The sequence below is a fragment of the Flavonifractor sp. An91 genome, assembly GCF_002159225.1.
Lineage (GTDB): Bacteria > Bacillota > Clostridia > Oscillospirales > Oscillospiraceae > Flavonifractor > Flavonifractor avicola.
The window spans coordinates 117,868-138,526 of the sequence record NZ_NFHA01000004.1 but is presented as its reverse complement, the minus strand read 5'-3'; the positions used below and the strand labels follow the sequence as shown (position 1 = coordinate 138,526).

Annotated in this window: 19 protein-coding genes and 1 pseudogene; 10 read left to right on the top strand and 10 right to left on the bottom strand. The window is 55.8% G+C overall.

The features are described from left to right. Positions 1-41 precede the first annotated feature (41 nt). The 4 genes and pseudogenes from B5G42_RS18595 to B5G42_RS04340 all read right to left on the bottom strand — a co-directional run. A pseudogene (locus B5G42_RS18595) lies at positions 42-383 on the bottom strand (Gx transporter family protein); the annotation flags it as partial. A gap of 75 nt (positions 384-458) precedes the next feature. Next, entirely contained in the window at positions 459-857 is a 399-nt protein-coding gene (locus B5G42_RS04350) for a NusG domain II-containing protein (RefSeq protein WP_158099510.1), read from the bottom strand. A gap of 1 nt (position 858) precedes the next feature. Continuing rightward, positions 859-1,344, bottom strand: a complete 486-nt coding sequence (locus tag B5G42_RS04345; RefSeq protein WP_087189396.1) for an AAA family ATPase — start codon at positions 1,342-1,344, stop codon at positions 859-861. Between the two features lie 139 nt (positions 1,345-1,483). Next, on the bottom strand, positions 1,484-3,160 hold the full coding sequence (locus B5G42_RS04340; protein WP_162611035.1) for a sensor histidine kinase: 1,677 nt from the start codon (positions 3,158-3,160) through the stop codon (positions 1,484-1,486). A 168-nt stretch (positions 3,161-3,328) separates the two neighbouring features. Between B5G42_RS04340 and B5G42_RS04335 the strand changes: the two genes are divergently transcribed. The 3 genes from B5G42_RS04335 to B5G42_RS04325 all read left to right on the top strand — a co-directional run bounded on the left by B5G42_RS04335 (position 3,329) and on the right by B5G42_RS04325 (position 6,931). Then, a complete protein-coding gene (locus tag B5G42_RS04335) occupies positions 3,329-4,015 on the top strand; it encodes a response regulator transcription factor (RefSeq protein ID WP_087266995.1) in 687 nt (228 codons plus the stop codon). 444 nt (positions 4,016-4,459) lie between these two features. Continuing rightward, positions 4,460-5,383: a magnesium transporter CorA family protein gene (locus B5G42_RS04330; protein WP_242959364.1), complete on the top strand. Its 924-nt coding sequence runs from the start codon at positions 4,460-4,462 to the stop codon at positions 5,381-5,383. Between the two features lie 183 nt (positions 5,384-5,566). Beyond that, positions 5,567-6,931 carry a citrate/2-methylcitrate synthase gene (locus tag B5G42_RS04325; RefSeq protein WP_087266991.1) on the top strand — a complete coding sequence of 455 codons (1,365 nt, stop codon included), beginning with the start codon at positions 5,567-5,569 and terminating at the stop codon, positions 6,929-6,931. Positions 6,932-6,985: 54 nt separating this feature from the next. On the opposite strand, the gene B5G42_RS04320 is transcribed toward B5G42_RS04325, so the two are convergent. The 3 genes from B5G42_RS04320 to B5G42_RS04305 form a co-directional block, all read right to left on the bottom strand. Further along, the gene (locus B5G42_RS04320) at positions 6,986-8,569 is read right to left on the bottom strand and encodes an NAD(P)/FAD-dependent oxidoreductase (protein WP_087266987.1); all 1,584 of its coding nucleotides are present in this window, start codon (positions 8,567-8,569) and stop codon (positions 6,986-6,988) included. Positions 8,570-8,926: 357 nt separating this feature from the next. Next, complete coding sequence (gene gdhA, locus B5G42_RS04310; RefSeq protein WP_087189329.1) at positions 8,927-10,282, bottom strand: NADP-specific glutamate dehydrogenase; 1,356 nt, start codon at positions 10,280-10,282, stop codon at positions 8,927-8,929. Positions 10,283-10,538: 256 nt separating this feature from the next. After that, the gene (locus tag B5G42_RS04305) at positions 10,539-10,742 is read right to left on the bottom strand and encodes a DUF3185 family protein (protein ID WP_087189328.1); all 204 of its coding nucleotides are present in this window, start codon (positions 10,740-10,742) and stop codon (positions 10,539-10,541) included. A 233-nt stretch (positions 10,743-10,975) separates the two neighbouring features. On the opposite strand from B5G42_RS04305, the gene B5G42_RS04300 reads away from it, so the two are divergent. From B5G42_RS04300 to B5G42_RS04285, 4 genes are all read left to right on the top strand, one after another. Beyond that, complete coding sequence (locus B5G42_RS04300; RefSeq protein WP_087189327.1) at positions 10,976-11,569, top strand: AAA family ATPase; 594 nt, start codon at positions 10,976-10,978, stop codon at positions 11,567-11,569. A gap of 285 nt (positions 11,570-11,854) precedes the next feature. Continuing rightward, positions 11,855-12,298, top strand: coding sequence for an Hsp20/alpha crystallin family protein (locus B5G42_RS04295; RefSeq protein WP_087266981.1), 444 nt, complete (start codon positions 11,855-11,857; stop codon positions 12,296-12,298). Positions 12,299-12,536: 238 nt separating this feature from the next. Further along, on the top strand, positions 12,537-12,908 hold the full coding sequence (locus tag B5G42_RS04290; RefSeq protein WP_087266978.1) for a helix-turn-helix domain-containing protein: 372 nt from the start codon (positions 12,537-12,539) through the stop codon (positions 12,906-12,908). A gap of 326 nt (positions 12,909-13,234) precedes the next feature. Beyond that, positions 13,235-13,777 carry an NADH peroxidase gene (locus B5G42_RS04285; RefSeq protein ID WP_087266976.1) on the top strand — a complete coding sequence of 181 codons (543 nt, stop codon included), beginning with the start codon at positions 13,235-13,237 and terminating at the stop codon, positions 13,775-13,777. Positions 13,778-14,097: 320 nt separating this feature from the next. Here B5G42_RS04285 and B5G42_RS04280 read toward each other — a convergent pair whose 3' ends face one another. From B5G42_RS04280 to B5G42_RS04270, 3 genes are all read right to left on the bottom strand, one after another. After that, positions 14,098-14,856 (bottom strand): vWA domain-containing protein, encoded by a 759-nt coding sequence (locus B5G42_RS04280; RefSeq protein ID WP_087266973.1) that lies wholly within the window; start codon positions 14,854-14,856, stop codon positions 14,098-14,100. 181 nt (positions 14,857-15,037) lie between these two features. Then, positions 15,038-16,099, bottom strand: a complete 1,062-nt coding sequence (locus B5G42_RS04275; RefSeq protein WP_087266972.1) for an SPFH domain-containing protein — start codon at positions 16,097-16,099, stop codon at positions 15,038-15,040. Positions 16,100-16,122: 23 nt separating this feature from the next. Next, a complete protein-coding gene (locus tag B5G42_RS04270; RefSeq protein ID WP_087266969.1) occupies positions 16,123-17,295 on the bottom strand; it encodes a hypothetical protein in 1,173 nt (390 codons plus the stop codon). 504 nt (positions 17,296-17,799) lie between these two features. On the opposite strand from B5G42_RS04270, the gene B5G42_RS04260 reads away from it, so the two are divergent. From B5G42_RS04260 to B5G42_RS04250, 3 genes are read left to right on the top strand one after another with little or no spacing between them, the layout of a single operon-like run. Next, on the top strand, positions 17,800-19,182 hold the full coding sequence (locus tag B5G42_RS04260; RefSeq protein WP_087266966.1) for a TrkH family potassium uptake protein: 1,383 nt from the start codon (positions 17,800-17,802) through the stop codon (positions 19,180-19,182). A 28-nt stretch (positions 19,183-19,210) separates the two neighbouring features. Next, a complete protein-coding gene (locus tag B5G42_RS04255; protein WP_087189312.1) occupies positions 19,211-19,864 on the top strand; it encodes a potassium channel family protein in 654 nt (217 codons plus the stop codon). Between the two features lie 7 nt (positions 19,865-19,871). Beyond that, positions 19,872-20,636 carry a TrmH family RNA methyltransferase gene (locus tag B5G42_RS04250; RefSeq protein WP_087267096.1) on the top strand — a complete coding sequence of 255 codons (765 nt, stop codon included), beginning with the start codon at positions 19,872-19,874 and terminating at the stop codon, positions 20,634-20,636. The last annotated feature ends 23 nt before the right edge of the window (positions 20,637-20,659 follow it).

The window sequence follows — 20,659 nt, the reverse complement described above, 5'->3', positions numbered from 1 at the left end:
AAAAAACCTGTGACAATGGAAATCAGAAGCAGCGCCGGAAGATATCCAGCCACATAGACAGAGCGTAGCAAGAGCACCGCCATCAGGACCTGACCGGTCTGGTGGGCGGCTGCGCCGCAGATGCTCACCCCGTAGATGGACAGGAAGGGGAGGCGGCGGGTCAAAGCCATGGTGGCCATGGCCAGTACCCCGCCGGTGATGGAAAAGAAAAAGGCGGTGAGGCCGCCGCCAAACATCGCCCCAAGGGCGCACCGTATGACAAGGATCTGAACGGCGCTTTTGCCGCCCAAAAAGTACAGGGCAAACAGGGTGACAATATTGGCCAGCCCCAGCTTTACCCCCGGCAGCGGGATCAGCAGCTGTAGGGGAAGAAAGCGCTCCATATAGGATAACCCCAATGCAAACGCAATCAGCATGGCGCTTAGCGCAAGAGATCTTGTTTTACCCATGTCAGCCTCCTATCTGGTTACACCGTCCACCTGGGGCTCCCCTTCGGTACCCACCAGACGAAGCTCCAGGCGGTTGGGCAGGCAAACGATGCTCTGTCTGGCATCTTCGTGCCAACCGCTTTTGACGCAGTCCTGGCCCGGACAGTTGGAATCAATGATGGCAGCCCGGCCATTTTGGATTTTGACCGTGTTCTGATAGCTGCCGCTGATCTGGATCTCCTGATCCTGCATCAGGTCATACTCGCCCTTCCAAATGCCGTCCTGCCAGATCTGGACAGAAGCGGCCTTTCCGCCTGAGCCCATACTCCAGCCGGCAATCAGAGCGGCCGCGGCCATAAGGACCAGGCACACCGCCAGAAGATCGCCCCGGCACAGAGTCAATCGAACTGTTTTGTATGTTTCTCTCATTTCACTGACCTCTGCGCTTGCGCATGACATTCAGCGCCACAAACTGACCCAGCAATTCCACAGTGCCGACTGTTCCCAACAGACTGCTGTTTACAGTCAGATCATACCGGTCCAGATTGGCCCATTTCTCGCCGGTATAGAGTCCGTACAGCCGGGCCCTCTCCCGGTCCTGGTAGAGGGCCTCGCGCTGGGCCTGTTCTCTGGAGAGATGATTTTCTTCCATGATCCGCTGGAGGCGATGCTCCATGTCACAGTGGATGAAGGTACGCATGAGGCCTTCCCGCCCGGCCAGCACATGATCGGCACAGAAGCCCACCATGACGCAAGGCCCGGCATCGGCCAGCCGGAGAATCTCTTCCTGCCAGTCCTCGATTCGAGTGTGGGGCAGGGCGTCCACATTGTAATAGGGAATATTCAGATGTTTGGCCAGTCTCTGGCCGATCTCCCGGCCGCCGCTGCCATATTTCCGTGCAATCGTTATAATCATCTGACGGCTCCACTTCGTGACAAGAATGAATTTGTCAAAATTATAACAATCTCTGCTTAATGGGAAATTACTGTACCCTTAATATTTGTTAAGAAAAGAGGATGGATGCCTCCCAACAGGAAAACATCCATCCTCTTTCTTATGATATGCTGTTGTCGCAGTGTTCATCCTCCTGGGCGGGGATGGGCAGTCGAACGGTGAATGTGGTTCCCTGTCCCAATTCGCTGTGGACACGGACCGTGCCGTGGTGTTCCTTTACCACCTGCTGTACGATGGCCAGACCCAGCCCGGTTCCTTTGCCTCGCTCCTTGGTGGTAAAGAAGGGCTCAAAGATGGTTTCCAGCAGTGCAGGGTCGATTCCAGGCCCTGTGTCGGCCACATGGAGGCAGATCCAGTCATCCTCAGGTTCGGTTGTGATGGTAAGGGTTCCGCCGTCTGTCTCCATGGCCTGGTAGGTGTTTAAAACCAGGTTGAGCAGCATCTGGGACAGTTGGATCTCGTTGCCGTGTACCCAGAGGTGCCGGCACTGAAGCTTGTGGCTGACCTCTACCTTGGGAGGTTTCGCCGGTGCGGCGATCTCCAGAACGCGGGCCACCAGATCGTCCGGCGAGATATACTGGAAGGTGAGGGGAGTATTTTTGCGGGAGAGGTCCGAGAGGCGGGAGATAATGGTTTTTGCCTTTCTGGAGGCCTCGTAAATTTCCAGCACATTGTCATAGGTCTCTTCGGCGTCCGGCGGCAGTTTTTCCAAAACCAGAATGGAGTAACCCATAATGGGTGTCAGAAGGTTGTTGAATTCATGGGCAATGCTGGAGGTCAAGGTGCCGATGATCTCCAGCCGCTGATGGTGGGCCAGAGCCTGAGACTTCTTAGTGACCGCCTCCAGGGCAAGATTTTGTTCCCGAAGCATGAGTACTTCCTGCTGGGCTCGTGCGTTGCGCCGGGCCACCAGCAGGATGGAGCCAGCCAACAGCAAAATTCCAATCACGATCATGCTGCTGTAGGCGGTAAGCCGTATGGCGGACATATGGATGGGCCGTTTAATGGTTTCATAATTGAGGGAGGCACCCACTGTAAACACACCATTGTTTCCGTCGGCTGGGATGGCTGCCATGCGCGCCGTATAGGCTTTTCCATCTTCGCTGGTCTGAGCCTGGTAGAAAAGAGACACATTCTCGCCTTGGCTTTGGCAGTTCAGCAGCGCATTCAATTCGTCTTGATTGATTATGCCGCCTGTATCATCCTGGACCAGAGTCGCCACAGCGCCTTCATCTGTTTGATAGAGCAGGGTTCGCCCACCTGCGTCCAGAAGCAGAATGCGGTCTTGGGTGCCGGCAATCAGATTTCCAGCTACAGCCTCATAAAATTCCGTAAGCTCGATCAGTACGGCGTATTGCAGCTCTCCTTCCATGCCTTTCTGGAACGAAAGATAGATAGTGCCGGAGGCATCCACGCAGGGCCTGATGTCAACGTCTCCCTCCAGGCCGGCATTGGGCGGAAACACATAGTCTGTTTTTCCGCGGGAGGAGTATAAAATACTTCCATTGTCGATACAAAGAATGTCGTATGTCAGAGGATGTTCTGATAGGATGGTCCCCTCCACCTGAAGGGCAAGTGCTTCCGTGTTTCCGGTGCTTCGGTAAGCAGTCTCAGCCTCGTCCAGGTCGTTCCTCTGCAATGTGTGCTTCAGCTCCCGGGAAAATTGCTGAATATAGCTGGTGATACTGCGATCCACCGAGCGGGACAGCCCCAGAAGCTGCTTGTCCTCATTTAGGATGATAATAGTTTCGTATTGTTGGAAAACCCGAAATACCATAAAAATTCCGGCAAATATGAGGGCGAAGGCAAGCAATATAATAATCAGAAATTTGCGCTCCAATTTGATGGGCGGCTTCAAGTAAATTCCCCCCTTGTCAAACATATACTCGTCTTTTATACTGGATATCATACTGGAAGAAGCAAGCCGTGTAAAGGGGGATGCACCTTGGCTGATCTTGTACTCATTGTGGATGACGACAAAGCCGTTCTTACCATGCTGTATAAAGTGATCAGCAGCAATGGCATTCAGGCAGATACCGCCGATTCCGGCGAACAGTGCCTTGAGATGCTGACAAAGAAAACATACGATCTGCTTTTGCTGGATATCAATCTGTCCGGCATGGATGGGTTTCAGGTGATTCAGCATATCCGGCGAAACGGCAGCAAGATCCCCATTATGATCGTCAGCGGACGCAAAGAGGATTATGATACCCTCTATGGTCTGGATATCGGTGCAGACGACTATATCACCAAACCCCTCAACCCTGTTACCCTTGCGGCAAAGGTAAAAGCGCTGATCCGCCGCAGCCGGGGGAATTTGCCCGGAGCGGATCAGATCATCACAGCCGGTCCCTTTCAGTACAATACCAGCACTCTGCGGTTCTATAAAAATAGGGAAGAGGTGGTTCTCTCCTCCAAGGAAAACGCCATTATCAAGCTGTTTATGGACAATGTGAATCATATTTTTTCCAAGGATATGATCTACGACCTGGTATGGGGATCGGCTATCATTGACGAAAATGCCATTATGGTTTATATCAACCGAATCCGGGCAAAAATCGAAGAAAACCCATCCAAGCCCCAATATATCCAGACGGTCCGTGGATTGGGCTACCGCTTTGCAATTCCATAAGGAGCGGAAGGATATGGGGCGCCTTCCGTGGCGCGTGGATGAGACTTCCAGCAAAGTATTTTAGAGGAGGCATTTTGTCTGAATCTGGATTTCTTTGTGGAAGAAAAGGCGGAGCGGCGGGAGTGCAGGCTTGCAATTCCGTGGGAAATAGCATATAATAAGGGGCAGCCCAACGGCTGGCAGTACCAGTCAGCCAGTTTTTAGGGGAAACAGATTATGTCATAAGGGAGTGATATGCGCCGTGAGCGGTGACCCTCTGAGTCGAGAATGCAACACAACTGGCACGGCGTATTGGATCGGCGTTTGACCGGTATAACCGGGAGCGCCCGCACGCCTGTGCCCTTTTTCGGTCCGCTGGTATAAGCGGAACGAATCAGCGAGACAATAGGTGTGCGGGGATTTTTATGCCTTTTTGGTCCCTGCGCCCAGAAAGGCGTGAGTGAATTGCTTTCCATCCATAAGACCATCAATGGGAAAATGACCAAGCTGGATGCCGTACAGGACGGCTGCTGGGTCAACCTGACTTATCCCAGCGAGGATGAACTGAACACAGTGGCGGTGACCCTGGGCGTGGAGCCCACCTTCCTGCGGGCCGCGCTGGATGAAGAAGAGACCTCCCGTATCGACACGGAAGAGGGACAGACCCTCATCATCATTGACGCTCCTTCAGTGGAGAAGGATGACGCGGTGGTATATTCCACCCTGCCTCTGGGCATTATCGTCACGGAAAAGCACATCATTACTGTCTGCCTGAAAGAGACTTCCATTCTGAAGGATTTCCAGGACGGGCTGGTGCGCAACGCAGACACCCAGAAGCGGACCCAGTTTATTCTCTATATGCTGCTCCAGGTGGCTAAGCGCTTCCTGCAATACCTGAAGCAGATCGACAAGATCTACAACTACATGGAGCGGCAGCTCTACAAATCCCAGCGGAACAAGGAGCTTATCCAGCTGCTGGACCTGGAAAAGTCGCTGGTTTACTTTAATACCTCACTGAAAGCCAATGAGGTCACGTTGGAGAAGATCCTCCGGGGACGCATCATTACCCTTTATGAGGAGGACCACGATCTGCTGGAGGACGTGCTCATCGAGGTGCGCCAGGCTATCGAGATGGCCAACATCTATTCCTCCATCATTTCCGGCATGATGGACGCCTTTGCCTCCGTAATCTCCAACAACCTGAACGTGATCATGAAGGTGCTGACCTCCATCACCATCCTGCTCACCATCCCCAATATTTTCTTCAGCTTCTACGGCATGAACGTAGCCAATCTGCCCCTGGACCATTTCTGGTGGTTCCCACTGGTGCTGTCCCTGGGCGTGATTCTGGTGACCGGCATCATCCTGAAGAAGAAAGATCTGTTCTAAATTTCGACCCGCTGTCCGGCGCTGCCGCAGCGGGTCTTTCTTTTATAAGCTGACAAATATTTCAAAGAAAAAAAATAAAGTGCGATTCATACTGTGGTAACATTTTCATGGCATAATAGTTAGCAATGAACTAATTGGCAAAGGGGTTGTCCCCTGGGTATGTGAAGAGAATGGAGGTTTTTCATGGCAAGCAATCCGAATTACTGTAATATTACGCCTGAAATCGAGAGCCTGGCGACTATGGCAAAAGAAAACAGCCGCATCGATCCAGGCGATTTTGTAAAGTATGATGTGAAGCGGGGCCTGCGTGATCTGAACGGTAAGGGTGTGCTTGCCGGACTGACCGAGATCTCCGATATTGTGGCCAAGAAGATCGTGGACGGACAGGAGGTTCCCTGTGAGGGTAAGCTTTATTACCGCGGCGTGGACGTGGAGCAGCTGGTGGCAGGCGCTCTGAAGGAGGGGCGCTTTGGCTTTGAGGAGACCGCCTATCTGCTTTTGCTGGGCAAACTGCCCACCAAGGAGGAACTGGACGGCTTTACCAAGCAGCTGTCTTACTATCGTTCCCTCCCCAACAATTTTGTGCGGGACGTAATTTTGAAGGCGCCCAGCCATGACATCATGAACTCTCTGGCCCGCAGTGTCCTCAACCTGGCCTCCTACGATGACCGGGCCGACGACATCTCTCTGCCCAATGTCATGCGCCAGTGCGTCCAGCTTATTGCCCTGTTCCCCATGCTCAGCGTCTACGGCTATCAGGCCTATAACTATAAGAGCGGCAGCAGTCTGTACATCCACGCACCCCGGCCGGAACTGTCGGCGGCGGAGAACATCCTCTCCCTGCTGCGGGCGGATTCCTCCTATTCCTTCTGGGAGGCCCATGTGCTGGACATCTGTCTGACCCTCCATGCCGAGCACGGCGGCGGTAACAACTCCACCTTTACCACCCATGTGGTTACCTCCTCCGGCACCGATACCTACTCCTGTATGGCGGCGGCCTTGGCCTCTCTGAAGGGTCCCAAGCATGGCGGTGCCAATATCAAGGTGGTGCAGATGTTTGAGGACATGAAGGAGCACGTAAGGGACTGGAAGGATGAGGACGAGGTGCGGCAGTATCTCCAGGATCTGCTGGACAAGAAGGCCTTTGACAAAGCGGGCCTGATCTACGGCATGGGCCACGCCGTTTACTCTCTGTCCGACCCCCGCGCCAACATCTTCAAAAAATTTGTGGAAAAGCTGTCCCGGGAGAAAGGCCGCAACGAGGAGTACGAGCTCTACTCCATGGTGGCCCGTCTGGGCCCCGAGGTCATTGCCGGGGAGCGGAAGATGTACAAGGGTGTGTCCGCCAATGTGGACTTCTACTCCGGATTTGTGTACCATATGCTGGATCTGCCTCTGGAGCTGTATACGCCTATCTTTGCTATGGCCCGTGTGGCAGGCTGGTCCGCCCACCGCATCGAGGAGCTTATCAATATGGGTAAAATTATCCGTCCTGCCTATAAATATGTAGGCAGTCACGCCGACTATGTGCCCATGGATCAGCGCTGAAACCCATAAAAAATGCCGCCCTTTGGGGCGGCATTTTTTATGGGTAAAGATTCATCAGGCGTGGGTGGCCACAGCTTCGGCCACCCGAATGCCATCCACGGCGGCGGAGGTGATGCCGCCGGCATAGCCGGCGCCCTCGCCGCAGGGGTAGAGGCCCCGGACGGTGGACTGATAGTCCTCCCCCCGGAGGATGCGGACAGGGGAGGAGGAGCGGGTTTCCACACCGGTGAGCAGGCTGTCCGGCGCGGCAAAGCCGTGGAGCTTCCGGTCAAAGACCGGCAGGGCGCCCCGCAGGGTGTCGGTGACATAGTCGGGCAGGCAGCGGTCAAGGTCGGTGGGGGTGACGCCGGGACGGTAAGTGGCTTCCACCGCCCCCAGAGCTTTGGAGGCCTGCCGGGCCAGGAAATCCTTTACGGTCTGGGCAGGGGCATGATAATTTCTGCCGCCCAGTTGGAAGGCAGCCTCCTCCCAGTGCCGCTGGAAAGCAACTCCAGCCAGAGGGTGGTCGGAGCCGAAGTCGGCGGGACCCACCCCCACCAAAAAGCCGCCGTTGATATTTTTGCCGTCTCTGGCCCGATGGCTCATGCCGTTGGTTACCAGCCGCCCCTCCTCAGAGGCGGCGGCTACCACCTGGCCGCCGGGACAGACGCAGAAGGTAAAGGCGGAGCGGCCGTTAGGCAGGTGGCAGGCCAGCTTGTAGTCGGCGGCGGGCAGTTTCTCCCAGGCGGGGCCAAACTGAGCCAGAGAGACAGCGCTCTGGGGGTGCTCGATGCGTACCCCGATGGCAAAGGGCTTCTGTTCCATGGGCACACCCGCCTCCAGCAGCATCTGGAAGGTGTCCCGGGCGGAGTGGCCGGGGGAGAGGACCAGTGCATCACAAGGCAGATCATAGCTTCCCTGAGGGCCTTCCACAGTCAGCCCGGCTACTGCCCCATCCCGGAGGATGAGACCGGTGAGCTGATGGCCAAAGCGCACGTCGCAGCCCAGGCGGATCAGTTCCTGTCGAATGTTTTTCACCACGTCCCGCAGCACGTCGGTGCCGATGTGGGGCTTGTGCTGGTAAAGGATGTCCGCAGGAGCTCCCGCCTCCACCAGGGTGCGGAACACGGTGGAGATCCGGGGATCGTGGGTGCCGGTGGTCAGCTTACCGTCGGAGAAGGTGCCCGCGCCCCCCTCGCCGAACTGGACGTTGGAGGCGGGGGCCAGTACGCCGGTGGACCAGAAATGCTCCACGTCGGCGGTGCGCTCCTCCACCGGGCGGCCCCGCTCCAGCACAATGGGGGCCAGGCCGTTGTGGGCCAGAAAGAGGGCGGCGAAGAGCCCGGCGGGGCCCATGCCTACCACCACCGGCGGCAAGGAAGAGGTCCGCCGCACGGTTGGGAAAACGTAGGGGGCGCTCTGGTAGAGGGAGACATTTTTGTCCCTGCACCGGGCCATAACCTTGCTTTCATAGGCCACGGTTACATCCACAGTGTAGACGTAGTGGACGTCGCTCTTTTTCCGGGCGTCGATGGACTGTCGGGCCAAAGACAGCCCGGTGATGACCTCCGGTTTCACGCCCAGAATGCGGGCGGCCTTTTTTTTCAGCTGCCCTTGGCTGCCGTCAAGGGGCAGGGAGATATTTTGGATGCGGAGCATAGAGTGATCCTCGTATTTCTCAGAATGCTGGTATTATATCATAAATAAAGAAAAATGGCATCCATCCGTTGTAAAGGATGGATGCCATTTTTGTTTTAAGCTTAGTAGGAAACGCCCTGCCAGATCATGGCGTCGGCCAGCCCCAACCTGCGGAGCAGGTTGGGGACCCCCGTGATTGAATCTGCTCGGGCGGAATGAATCCGCCCGGCATCAAGGTTTTGCCTGTGGGCAAAACGCTTGTACGGCGCTTGCGCGCCGCCCCATCTGCAATGGGGCCCGGTGGCCGACACGAAAGGAGGGATACGGCATGATGCCGCATCCCTCCTCAATAGGCTGGTTTATTATTTTGGCGTCAGCTTAGTAAGAAACGCCCTGCCAGATCATGGCGTCGGCCACCTTCATGAAGCCGGCGATGTTGGCGCCCGCCACCAGGTTGCCGGGCATACCATACTCCTCGGCGGCCTTGGCGGCGTTGTGGTAGATGTTGGTCATGATGTCGTGGAGCTTCTGGTCCACTTCCTCGAAGGTCCAGCTCAGGCGCATGGAGTTCTGGCTCATCTCCAGACCGGAGGTGGCTACGCCGCCGGCATTGGAAGCCTTAGCGGGAGCAAACAGCACACCGTGCTGCTGGAACCAGGCAACCGCCTCGGGGGTGGAGGGCATATTGGCACCCTCGGCCACGGCGAAGCAGCCGTGCTCCACCAGAGCCTTGGCGCCCTCCAGGGGCAGCTCGTTCTGGGTAGCGCAGGGGAGGGCAATGCCGCAGGGAACGGTCCAGATGCCCTGGCAGCCCTCGTAATACTTGGCGGTGGGGACATAATCCAGATAGGTCTTAATGCGGTCCCGCTTGACCTCCTTGATCTCCTTGATAACCTTATAGTCGATGCCGTTCTCGTCCACGATGTAGCCGTTGGAGTCGCTCATGGCGATGACCTTGCCGCCCAGCTGGGTAGCCTTCTGGTTGGCGTAGATGGCCACGTTGCCGGAGCCGGAGATCACCACGCTCTGGCCCTGGAAGGACTTGCCGGCGGCCTTGAGCATCTCGTTGGTGAAGTAGCACAGGCCGTAGCCGGTGGCCTCAGTGCGGGCCAGGGAGCCGCCGTAGGTCAGGCCCTTGCCGGTCAGCACGCCGTTAAACTCGTTGCGGATCCGCTTATACTGGCCAAACAGGTAGCCGATCTCACGGGCGCCCACGCCGATGTCGCCGGCGGGCACGTCGGTGTCAGGGCCAATGTGGCGCTGCAGCTCAGTCATGAAGGACTGGCAGAAACGCATGACCTCGTTGCTGCTCTTGCCCTTGGGATCAAAGTCGGAACCGCCCTTGCCGCCGCCCATGGGCAGACCAGTCAGAGAGTTCTTGAATACCTGCTCAAAGCCCAGGAACTTGATGATGGACAGGTTGACGGAGGGATGGAACCGCAGGCCGCCCTTGGAGGGGCCGATGGCGGTGGAGAACTGCACCCGGTAGCCGCGGTTCACCTGGACCTGGCCATGGTCGTCCACCCAGGACACGCGGAACAGCAGGCTGCGCTCAGGCTCCACCATACGGTCCATAATGCCCATCTTGGCCAGCTCGGGCTTCTGATTGTACACGGGCTGGAGGGATTCCATAACCTCGCCTACAGCCTGGAGGAACTCGGGCTCATGGGCGTTCTTCTTGCAGACGCCTTCGTACACGTTCTGGAGGTAAGAATTGGTGATCGTAAATGCCATAATGCCAAACCCCTTTGCTTGGCGGCCCTAGGGGGACCGACCGAAATTTGATTGTGTTCAGCTGTTCAGAGGAACACTTTGCTGTGTTGAAGTTATTATAATTCATAGCGCCATGAAATGCAAGAGAAAAAAGAAGAATTGCATATTTGACGAAAAACACCCGATCCGACCGGTAGGAAGTGCACCAGTTTGACTGCCAGGTTGCAAAGAAGAACGGGCGGTCGCATTGGCGACCGCCCGTGGCATATGTAATACCTTAGTTCTTCTTTTTGCCGACCACGCACAGGATGATGCCGACCACCAGCAGGATCACGCCGATGACGATGAACATGGTGCCGGGGTTAGCGGTACCGCTGCTCATGATGCTGGTGAACTGGGCCTCCAGGCTGTTGTTCTGCATAAAACCGTAACCGGCGCAGCCGATACCGGCGATGATCAGAATGATACCCAGGATAAACATATGGACACTCCTTTCTCTTTGTACTCTCTTTTTCAGTTCCCATTGAGGCGGGAAAAGATCATCTGGGCGCAGGGTCCAGATGGCAATTATTATACTCAAGTTCCAAAGAAAGTCAATCGAAAGCCGTAATAAAATTCATATATTAACGTAGGATAATAAATATAAGGTATGAAAAACTCTTTGACGGAAGGTGGAAAAAGCATTATACTAAAATTAGGATAGGAGGTGTCCTTATGAAGCATATCGTCATCACCATCGGCCGTGAATATGGCTCCGGCGGACGGCTCATTGCCAAGCAGTTGTCCGAGGAGATGGGCATTACGTTCTACGACAAGCAGCTGATCTCCGATGTGGCCAAAAAGACCGGCTTTTCCGAGCACTTTATCCGCAACGCCGAGCATCAGCGCCCCACCAACAGTTTTCTCTATGACCTCTATACCAGCGTACAGACGCCATCGGTGCCCGACCAGGTGTTTATCGCTCAGGCCAAGGTCATTAAGGAGGCTGCTGCCAGAGAGTCCTGCGTCATTGTAGGCCGCTGTGCCGACTATATTCTCCGGGATCAGCCCCGCTGCCTGAAGGTGTTTGTCAATGCGCCTCTGGATCAGCGAATCCGCCGCGCCCGGGAGGAGTACGGTGTACAGGAGAACAATCTGGAGAGCTATGTGATCCGGCAGGATAAAGCCAGGGCCTCCTATTATAACTATTTTGCCACCGGCCGTTGGGGACAGAGCCGGGAATACGATTTGTGTGTCAACAGCCGCATCGGTATCGACGCCTGTGTGGCTGTGATTCGTGCCGCAGCCCAAGCGATTGCCGACAGCTGATTTTTTGAAAAAGCCGGGACCCGTTGCAGTGCAACGGGTCCCGGCTTTTTTGCGGGGGAAATCGCATAAATTGTGAACAATATTGATTGATTGTGTGAACATTAGCACTCTCCTATTGACAGTGCTAATTCTGGTGTTATAATAAGGACGTGCTTAGGAAAGAGGACCGAAAGGGAATCGGACCGAGGTACGGTTACAAGAAAACAAAGCAGGTAACAAAAGCTCGCCACCGAGAGGTCCCACTCCCCAGCTACGAGCCGCAGAAGACGAATGGAGGTATGACTTATGTTACCTAACATTTTTGGTGAGAATTTGTTTGATGAGTTTTTCCAGGACCCCTTTGACCGGATGTCGGTTTTTTCCGATCACAACCCGCTCTATGGTAAGCACGGCAAGAATCTGATGAAGACCGATGTGCGGGAGACTGAGAATACCTATGAGCTGGATGTGGATCTGCCCGGCTTTAAGAAGGAGGAGGTCCAGCTGGAACTGAAGGATGGCTGTCTGACGATCAGCGCGGCCAAGGGCCTGGACAAGGATGAGGAGGAAAAGAACGGCCGTTATCTGCGCCGGGAGCGCTATGCGGGCCAGTGCAGCCGCAGCTTCTATGTGGGCGATCATGTGGAAGCCAAGGATGTCTCCGCTAAGTTTGAGGATGGCATTCTGAAGATTACCCTGCCCAAGATGGTTCAGCAGCTGCCTGTGAACCACACCATTGCCATCGAGTAAGCAAGTATTAAAAATGGGCGCGCTGCATATTGCAGCGCGCCCGTTTTTTTGACATACGGGATCTTTACCAAGGAGCCCTTGAATCTGTTCTGCCGGCTATGGTATGATGATTTCGCTTGAAAAGCCCTTTGGCAACCAGCGGTTGCGGAAGTTCAAGCCAAACTTTATGGCGAAAAACCGGATGGTTTGATAGGCTGAACCTGTCCGGTAAGGCCGGAAGAAAGGATGGCGAGAAAGAATGACCTTTGGAGAGCGGATTCTGAATTACCGCAAGCGAGCAGGCTTATCTCAGGAGAGACTGGCCGAACTGCTGGGAGTGTCCCGCCAGGCGGTGAGCAAGTGGGAAGGTGACGCTGCCCAGCCGGAACTGGATAAGATTGTGGCACTAGCCAGGTTGTTTGGGATTACCACGGACCAGCTGCTGCTGGGAGAGATGCCAAATCCGGGGCCGCCCACAGAGGCTGCGCCTGAGAAGAGAGAACCCAGATGGTATCTGCTGGGGATTTTGCCGCTGGCGGTGGGCGCGTATTTACTGATCCGGGGAGTGCTGCAGCTTTCTGCGGTGAGCGGCTTGTGTGAGTTTATGAAGTTACCCGGATTCCTGTCATAGGGGGATAAGAGAATGGATCTTGATCTTTATAATAGTAGTATGGACCGTGTGATGTCTTTTATGTATGGTCCTATCATTACTCAGATCGTACTGGGCGGAATCCTGGTAGCAGCAGGGGTGTTAATCCTGGTCCTGGGGCACCGCCGTTATCGACGGAAATATGGAAAGTAAGAGGAAGTAAAAAAGTTTTTTGAATTTGAAAAAAACACTTGACGGCAGAGTTAAGTTGTGCTATCTTAATATCAGAAATGATAATCATTACTGATTAGCACTTCCGGCTAACCCGAAATGAAATAAAATGAATGACAAATTAGGAGGAAAATCACATGAAAAAGTGGGTCTGCTCTGTTTGCGGTTATGTTCACGAAGGGGATTCCGCCCCTGATTTCTGCCCCATCTGCAAGGCTCCCAAGGAGAAGTTCGTGCTCCAGGGCGGCGATAAGACCTGGGCTTCTGAGCACGTGGTAGGCGTGGCCAAGGGCGCTCCCGAGGAGATCATCCAGGGCCTGCGTGAGAACTTCCAGGGCGAGTGCTCTGAGGTTGGTATGTACCTGGCCATGGCCCGTGTGGCTCACCGCGAGGGCTATCCCGAGATCGGCCTGTACTGGGAGAAGGCTGCCTACGAAGAGGCTGAGCACGCCGCTAAGTTTGCCGAGCTGCTGGGCGAGGTCGTGACCGACTCCACCAAGAAGAACCTGGAGATGCGTGTGGACGCCGAGAACGGCGCTACCCAGGGCAAGACTGACCTGGCTAAGCTGGCCAAGCAGCACAACCTGGACGCCATCCACGACACCGTTCACGAGATGGCTCGCGACGAGGCCCGCCACGGCAAGGCTTTCGAGGGCCTGCTGAAGCGCTACTTCGGCTAATAAAATTCCAGGATTTCAACCAGAAATCATCATCCGAGAGGGGGGCAGAAATGCCCGCCCTCTTTTTTTGTGGAAAAAGGTGGAACTTCTGCCGTCTTTGTGGAGCTGAATAAGGCAAAGTGGAATTTGAAAAAGTGGAAATATGAGCAGAGGTTTCCCGCGATACTCCATGAACTGAATTTTTTATTTTTCTTCCTCCTGACATCAAAAAACAGAAGAAAATAGCGATTTTCAAGTGGCTTTTGCTTGTTTTCAATCAGAAATAGGTGGATTCTGAGAAGTGTTAAGCAAATTTTAACATCTTTGAAGAACTTTTGACATTACTTTTGCGTTTTCACGGCCTTTCGAGGCCGCTTTTTATTTGCTTTTATTATTACGATCTCATCAATTACGATATTGGTTGCACCAGGTTTGGTCAGGTTAGCTGCCAGCTCTTCGAACAGGTTTTCAAGGTCGGCAGCATCGGGGGTCACCGCCACGTGTGAGGCGTCCGGGTCGGTGGCCCAGTTGTTTAAGGCCCCAATGTCCAGACCATCCGAGCCGATGAGGCCGATACAGTAGATGACAATACCCTGGGCGCGGGCGGCGGCAGCTACGGGTGCGGGCGGAGCGCCGGTGGTGGTATTGCCGTCGGTAAAGATTACGATAACCTTCGCATTGCTGGAGGCGGGATCAAAGAGCTGAATCGCCTTGGTAAAGGCGTCTGCATGATTGGTAGTGCCCGAGGCAGTCAGACTGTCCACTGCGCTTTTCAGTGTGTCCACCGAGGTGATAAGCTGCGTGTTTGCCACAGCGGTATTGGAGAAGCTGACGATGCCGATCCGGCTGCCGGAACCGATTTGACCGTCTTGCGTGTTATCGGTGGCCTCATCGATGATGTCGATGAATGTCTTTGCACCCAGCTTCATATTGGTCAGTGGTATGCCTGCCATACTGCCGGAGCGATCCAGAATCAGCACGATATCGGTTGGATTGGTGATAATATCCGGCGCGGCAGTCAGTGTCAGACTCACACGCAGCGACCCGTCGCAGGCAATGCGGTCGGTATTGATTACCTTGTTGGAATTTGTAACACCCATTCGTGTTACCACCTTCTGGGAAATGATCCCACAACATATTATGCGCGAAAGAGATCGGTGGCACAGACTGAGGAGTGCGGAGAGCACAGCGAAATAATCCGGGCTTTTTGCAAAGCAAAAAGGTGGCAGGCACTTTTGTGCCTGCCACCTTTTCTTGTTTTTCTAAAAAGATAGAGGTGAATTACACGGTGGGTGTGCCGCAGTCGGGACAGAATTTGCCCGCCACCATTTTACGGCAGTTGGGGCAGAAACGGTCGCCGGCCGGCTGAGGCTGGCCCATGGGCTTGCCGCACTGAGGACAGAATTTGACCTGGGTGGGGCTGGCATAGCCACAGGAGGCACAGACACAGGCGGCCTGCTGAGGCTGGGCGGCCTGGGGCTGTGTCATCTGTCCCATCTGACCCATCATCTGGGCGGCCATCTGCATTCCCATGGCCATTCCCATACCAGAGGCGGCGGCCGAACCAGCGCTGCCGGGGGTGGACATACTGTCGGCCATACTGACGGAGGTATATTTGCCCATGTCGGTAACGAAGGACTGGGCGGCCACCTTCTCCGCCATCTTTTGGACCTCAGGCGGATAGTTAAAGGCCAGGATATTGACGTCCGCCACGCCCAGACCAAAGTCGCTGAGCTCTTTGTCCAGCTCCTCCTGAATGGCTTTTCCCAACTTCCGGCTGTTCTGCTGAAGCCCCACCAGCGCGTTAAGCCCCATCTGCTGCTGTCCGTCCAGGATGGCCTCGGCTACCACCGGGTTGAGCTCGCCCATGATCCGGTCGGCCACATCCTCCAGAGAATAGGTGGCTTTGACTCCGGCCACCTTGTTGATAAAGGTCTGGTAGTCCCGGAACTCAATGACCAGATTGCCGTTGCATCCAACGGGGATACCGCTGGGTACCTCGGGCGTGGGGATCATGATCCGCTGACGGGTGCCCCAGGGCAGAGTCAGTTCCTTCGCGTTGACAAAGTAGACTTCCGCACGCAGGCCGGAGTCCCCCCGCAGGGACAGCCAGCCCTTCAGTGTGGAGAAGAAGGGAACAATATCGGTGTAGATATCGAAATTGCCCTGATTTTCAAAAATAGCGCCCACAATACCGTCGGAATAGAAAATGGCCTTCTGTCCCGGCCGCACAATGAGGTGGGAGCCCCGCTTGATCTCCTTGGCGGGCCACTTGTAAAAGAGTACGTCATCCCGGAATTCTTCCCATTCAATGGTATCTTTTCCTTGACCAAACCATGCCATGGCTTTTCCGTCCTTTCTATGTCTCAGAGATTGTCCTCCCAGGCCGTCCAGGGAGAATCCTCCTGGATGACAATAGCCTGAGGCTGTGCGTTTTCCTCCGCCTGAAGAGCGGGCGGAGCGGCTGCGCCGGTGAGCAGAATGACCGCGGCGGTGATGACTGCCGCTGCCGCGGCTACCGCCGCCACGATTTTGGGAACACTGTAGGGCCGCTGGCCGCCTACTCTGCCGCTCTCACCGTTGATGATGTACATATACTGCTTGCCGTTGTAGGCAAAGGCCGAGGACCAGGCGGGCAGCAGCACGTGTTTATAGGTGATCTTGTGATATTCAATGTTGATATTGCTGACCCGGGCATGGCTGAAGCCCCGGGACAGGATGTCGCTTTCCGCCTGATTGATCTGATCGGTGCGGACCTGCTCTTTGGCGGTATCCACCGCCTGGGTGGCGGGGATGGCATAGTGCTCCGCCAGAAAACCGGACAGATAGCTGGGGGAGAAAGGAAGGGTGTTGTCGCAGGTATTGTAGGGCAGGACCTTTTCCACCACCTGGCTGGCTGAATTCATGGTTGCGCATACCTGCAAATCGTCATAAAAGCCGCCCACAGTACCGCTTACCGGCCGCCAGTGAATTTCCGTGCGGGTGTTGCCCTTGCTGTCCCGAACAGTATGGGTGTTGCCGCCTTGTCCCCAGTATGTACTGGTTACCTGGGCGTCAAAGGTCCAGAAGGGAAGGTAAATGCCCTGGAGTTTGCCTGCCTGATAGGCCTGTTTCAGACGGTTGGGGGCAAACCAGCGGCTTTTGACCCACTTGGCAAAGTTCTGCTGGGCAGTTTCACGGTCCACCCGGAAGGGAATTACACCGTCGGGGGGAACGCCGGCCTCCTGGCGGCTTTCCAAAAGCTGGGTTGAGCCGCACATGGGACAGACCGTGGCAGTGCAGTGCTCGTCCACAGCGATCTGTGCGCCGCAGGTACCGCAGGCGATAATGGCGGTGTCAGGGAAGGACACTCTCTGGCCTTCCCGCTGGACGTATCCCTCAAAATCATGCTCCTCCACCCGCTCAACGGTAGTCTCCGCGATGTAGGGAGTCCGGCAGGCGGAGCACTCCAGACGCTGCTTGGCGATGTTCCATTTGATGGTTCCGCCGCAGTTGGCACATACCTGGCGGTCCACTTTTTCCTGATGTTCTGTCTGCATACCGTGACCCTCTTTCGTAACTGGATACCGGACAGGGCCGGCGTTGGTGAAGCGTATAGCTGATTATACCTTGTAACTGACTCGGATTTCAACTCTTTCATTGTGAAATGCCAAACAGGCTGATAACTGGCGAAATCTGTTAAATGTGCAGGAGGGGAGGAGGTTGGACCCGCCGGCTTTTTATACATAAGGTAGGAAATTCAGGGCGGGGGTATAATAATCGTTGACTTGAATATCTTTGGAGGGTATGCTATAGTTACCTTTGTATGATTCCACGGGAGTGTTCCCCGGGAAAATGTGGAAAGATGAGGGACGACCTATGTACCCCTGTGCAGCGGATCAGGTATGCTTTATTGCAAACAGGTGGAGCCTGGAAGCCGGTAAATCGGCGGGCTCCGGTCGGAGAGAGAATGGGCATACCGAAGGAATGAGCTTCCTTCGGTATGCTTTTCTGCGTCCAACAGACCGTTCGGCGGGCGCCGACTTTTGGGGGAGGGCCCAGCTGTGATCAAACAATTTGCTCTTTGGCTGCGGGATATGTTTATCCGCAACCGAAGCCTGAATGCTACCCGGATCGTGGCGGCCTCTTTTGCCGTGATCATTTTGGTGGGTGCTTTGCTGCTCACCCTGCCCATTGCATCCCGGGACGGCCAGAGCGCCGGATTCTTTACGGCGTTGTTCACTGCCACCTCGTCCACCTGCGTTACAGGCCTGATCCTGGTGGATACCTGGGTCCAGTGGTCCTTCTTCGGCCAACTGGTGATTATCCTTATGATTCAGTTGGGCGGCCTGGGCTTCATGACGGTGATTACCCTGGTGTCCTTTGCCCTGCGCCGCCGCATCGGCTTGTCTGAGCGGCTTATTATGGTATCCACTCTGAACCTGAACGATCTGGATGGTGTGGTACGGATGGTGCGCCACGCTCTGATGGGTACCTTCCTGATCGAGGGAACAGGGGCGGTGCTGCTGAGCATTGCCATGATCCCCCATTTTGGTATCCTGGGCGGCATCTGGCGGGGGATCTTCCATTCCATCTCCGCCTTCTGTAACGCCGGCTTCGATTTGCTGGGCGGAAAATTCGGTGCATTCAGCAGCCTGGCCGGATTGCAGAACAATCCGTTGGTGCTGGGCACCATCGGAGCCCTCATTGTAGTGGGCGGCCTGGGCTTTTTTGTGTGGGAGGATATTCTGGAAAAGCGCTGCTGGCACAAACTTTCGGTGTACAGCAAAATGGTGCTTATCGTTACCGGAGTGCTGATTATCGGCGGCGCTCTGTTCTTCCTGGTGGAGGAATACTCCAATCCCGCCACCCTGGGGAATATGCCTCTGTGGGAGAAGATCATGAACTCCATCTTCCAGTCCATTACCCTGCGTACCGCCGGCTTTGACGCCATCGGACAGGGAGGACTCAGCGATACCAGCAAGGCATTTTCTTCTATCCTGATGCTGATTGGCGGCTCCTCCGGCTCCACTGCCGGCGGCCTGAAAACGGCTACTGTGGCGGTGCTGCTGCTGGCCCTCCGGTCCGGACTGGCAGGACGGGAGCAGGTCACCTTCCGGGGCCGCACCATTCCCTACCGCCGGGTGCTTAACGCCATGACGCTGGCGCTGGTGATGCTGTTTTTGTTCCTGGTGGGGTCTATGACGATCTCTACGGTGGAAAATTTGCCCTATCTGGACTGTGCCTTTGAAGTAGCCTCCGCCATGGGTACGGTGGGTCTGACCACTGGTATCACACCGGGACTGAGTGTGTTTTCCCAGTCTCTGATTATTCTGCTGATGTATATGGGCCGGGTGGGTGTGCTCTCCTTCTCCATTGCCTTTATCACCCGCGGCGGCCGGACGGCCAAGATCAAATATCCGGAAATGAATGTGATGATCGGGTAACCACCCGGTTGGAAGGATGTGTAACCGAATGAAAACCTTCGTTGTCATCGGCCTGGGCCGGTTTGGCAGCGCCGTGGCCACCGAGCTCAGCTCCCTGGGCCACGAGGTGCTGGCCCTGGACGACTCCGAGGAGAATGTACAGAAGGTGGCCGACAAGGTCACCCATGCCGTTACCGGCGACGCCAGAGATCCGGCGGTGCTCCGGGCCCTGGGCGTACGCAACTACGATTGCGCCGTGGTGGCGGTAGGCGTGGATGTGGGTACTTCCGCCCTCATCACCCTGAACCTGAAGGAACTGGGCGTGCGTAAGGTAATTTGTAAAGCCCAGAGCCATGTCCACCGCAAAGTGCTGGAGAAAATCGGCGCCGACCGGGTGGTGTTCCCCGAGCATGAGATGGGCGTCAAGCTGGCCCAGGGCCTGTCCAGCTCCAATGTCCTCAATTTTATTGAGCTCAGCGAAGATTTTGGTATTGTGGAGACCACCGTGCCCCGGGACTGGCTGGGAAAAAATCTGGCGGAACTGAATGTACGGGCCCGCTATAAGGTCAACATCATTGCCGTACGGAAAAAGGGACAGGAGGCCTTCAATGTGACCCCCGGCCCCAGCACTATTATGGAGGCGGGGGATACGGTGGTGGCCCTGGGCCGCACTGAGGATGTCAACCGCCTGCAGGATCTGTAAGATGAGCATGGAACGGATCACCAGCCGCCAGAATCCTCTGGTGGCCCGGCTGCGAAAGCTGGGAAATGACAAAAAAACCCGCCGGCAGGAGGGAGTCTTTCTCTGTGAAGGACATAAGCTGGTGGAGGAGGCCCTGCGCTGGAATGCCGTGGTGGAAACTCTGGTGGTGGCCGAAGGCATTGAGCCGCCCCGGAAGTTGCCGGAGGGTGTGCGCCTGGTAGAGGTGCCCGCCGACGTGCTCAAGTCGGTTTCCACGGTGGACACGCCCCAGGGAATGCTGGCGGTGTGCCGTACCCCCGACCTGATGCCGCCAAAGACACTGACCCCGGGACTTTATCTGGTGCTGGACGGGGTCCAGGACCCGGGCAACGTGGGTACTGTGTGGCGCACTGCCGACGCCTTTGGCGCGGAGGGAGTGTTCCTACTCCCTGGATGTGCCGAGCCATTCTCCCCTAAGACGGTGCGCTCCACCATGGGCGCCTGCTTCCGTCTGCCGGTGTGGGAGACTGGGCTGGAGGAACTTACCGTCCTCTTGAAAACGGCGGAGCTGCCGCTGTATGCCACCGCACTGCGGGAGGATACCGCCGATCTGCGCGCGGCTGATCTGAGCCGCGCCGCGGTAGTCATTGGAAGCGAGGGCAGAGGTGTGTCCCAGGCTGTGCTGGACGCCTGCGCCCTGACCTTGAAGATCCCCATGCGGGACCGATGCGAGTCCCTCAACGCCGCCGTGGCGGCGTCCGTGGTGCTGTGGGAGGGCTGGCGGAACCGCTGAGCCAACGAGAGAGGAGGGGCCGC

Excerpts from the sequence above, each read along its gene's own strand:
- B5G42_RS04295 (WP_087266981.1), top strand. The coding sequence starts at position 11,855 with ATGTTACCTAACATTTTTGGTGAGAATTTGTTTGATGAGTTTTTCCAG.
- B5G42_RS04280 (WP_087266973.1), bottom strand. The coding sequence starts at position 14,856 with ATGGGTGTTACAAATTCCAACAAGGTAATCAATACCGACCGCATTGCC.
- B5G42_RS04320 (WP_087266987.1), bottom strand. The coding sequence starts at position 8,569 with ATGCTCCGCATCCAAAATATCTCCCTGCCCCTTGACGGCAGCCAAGGG.
- B5G42_RS04350 (WP_158099510.1), bottom strand. The coding sequence starts at position 857 with ATGAGAGAAACATACAAAACAGTTCGATTGACTCTGTGCCGGGGCGAT.
- gdhA (WP_087189329.1), bottom strand. The coding sequence starts at position 10,282 with ATGGCATTTACGATCACCAATTCTTACCTCCAGAACGTGTACGAAGGC.
- B5G42_RS04345 (WP_087189396.1), bottom strand. The coding sequence starts at position 1,344 with ATGATTATAACGATTGCACGGAAATATGGCAGCGGCGGCCGGGAGATC.
- B5G42_RS04290 (WP_087266978.1), top strand. The coding sequence starts at position 12,537 with ATGACCTTTGGAGAGCGGATTCTGAATTACCGCAAGCGAGCAGGCTTA.
- B5G42_RS04275 (WP_087266972.1), bottom strand. The coding sequence starts at position 16,099 with ATGGCATGGTTTGGTCAAGGAAAAGATACCATTGAATGGGAAGAATTC.
- B5G42_RS04250 (WP_087267096.1), top strand. The coding sequence starts at position 19,872 with ATGGAACGGATCACCAGCCGCCAGAATCCTCTGGTGGCCCGGCTGCGA.
- B5G42_RS04325 (WP_087266991.1), top strand. The coding sequence starts at position 5,567 with ATGGCAAGCAATCCGAATTACTGTAATATTACGCCTGAAATCGAGAGC.
- B5G42_RS04255 (WP_087189312.1), top strand. The coding sequence starts at position 19,211 with ATGAAAACCTTCGTTGTCATCGGCCTGGGCCGGTTTGGCAGCGCCGTG.
- B5G42_RS04300 (WP_087189327.1), top strand. The coding sequence starts at position 10,976 with ATGAAGCATATCGTCATCACCATCGGCCGTGAATATGGCTCCGGCGGA.
- B5G42_RS04340 (WP_162611035.1), bottom strand. The coding sequence starts at position 3,160 with ATGGTATTTCGGGTTTTCCAACAATACGAAACTATTATCATCCTAAAT.
- B5G42_RS04270 (WP_087266969.1), bottom strand. The coding sequence starts at position 17,295 with ATGCAGACAGAACATCAGGAAAAAGTGGACCGCCAGGTATGTGCCAAC.
- B5G42_RS04305 (WP_087189328.1), bottom strand. The coding sequence starts at position 10,742 with ATGTTTATCCTGGGTATCATTCTGATCATCGCCGGTATCGGCTGCGCC.
- B5G42_RS04285 (WP_087266976.1), top strand. The coding sequence starts at position 13,235 with ATGAAAAAGTGGGTCTGCTCTGTTTGCGGTTATGTTCACGAAGGGGAT.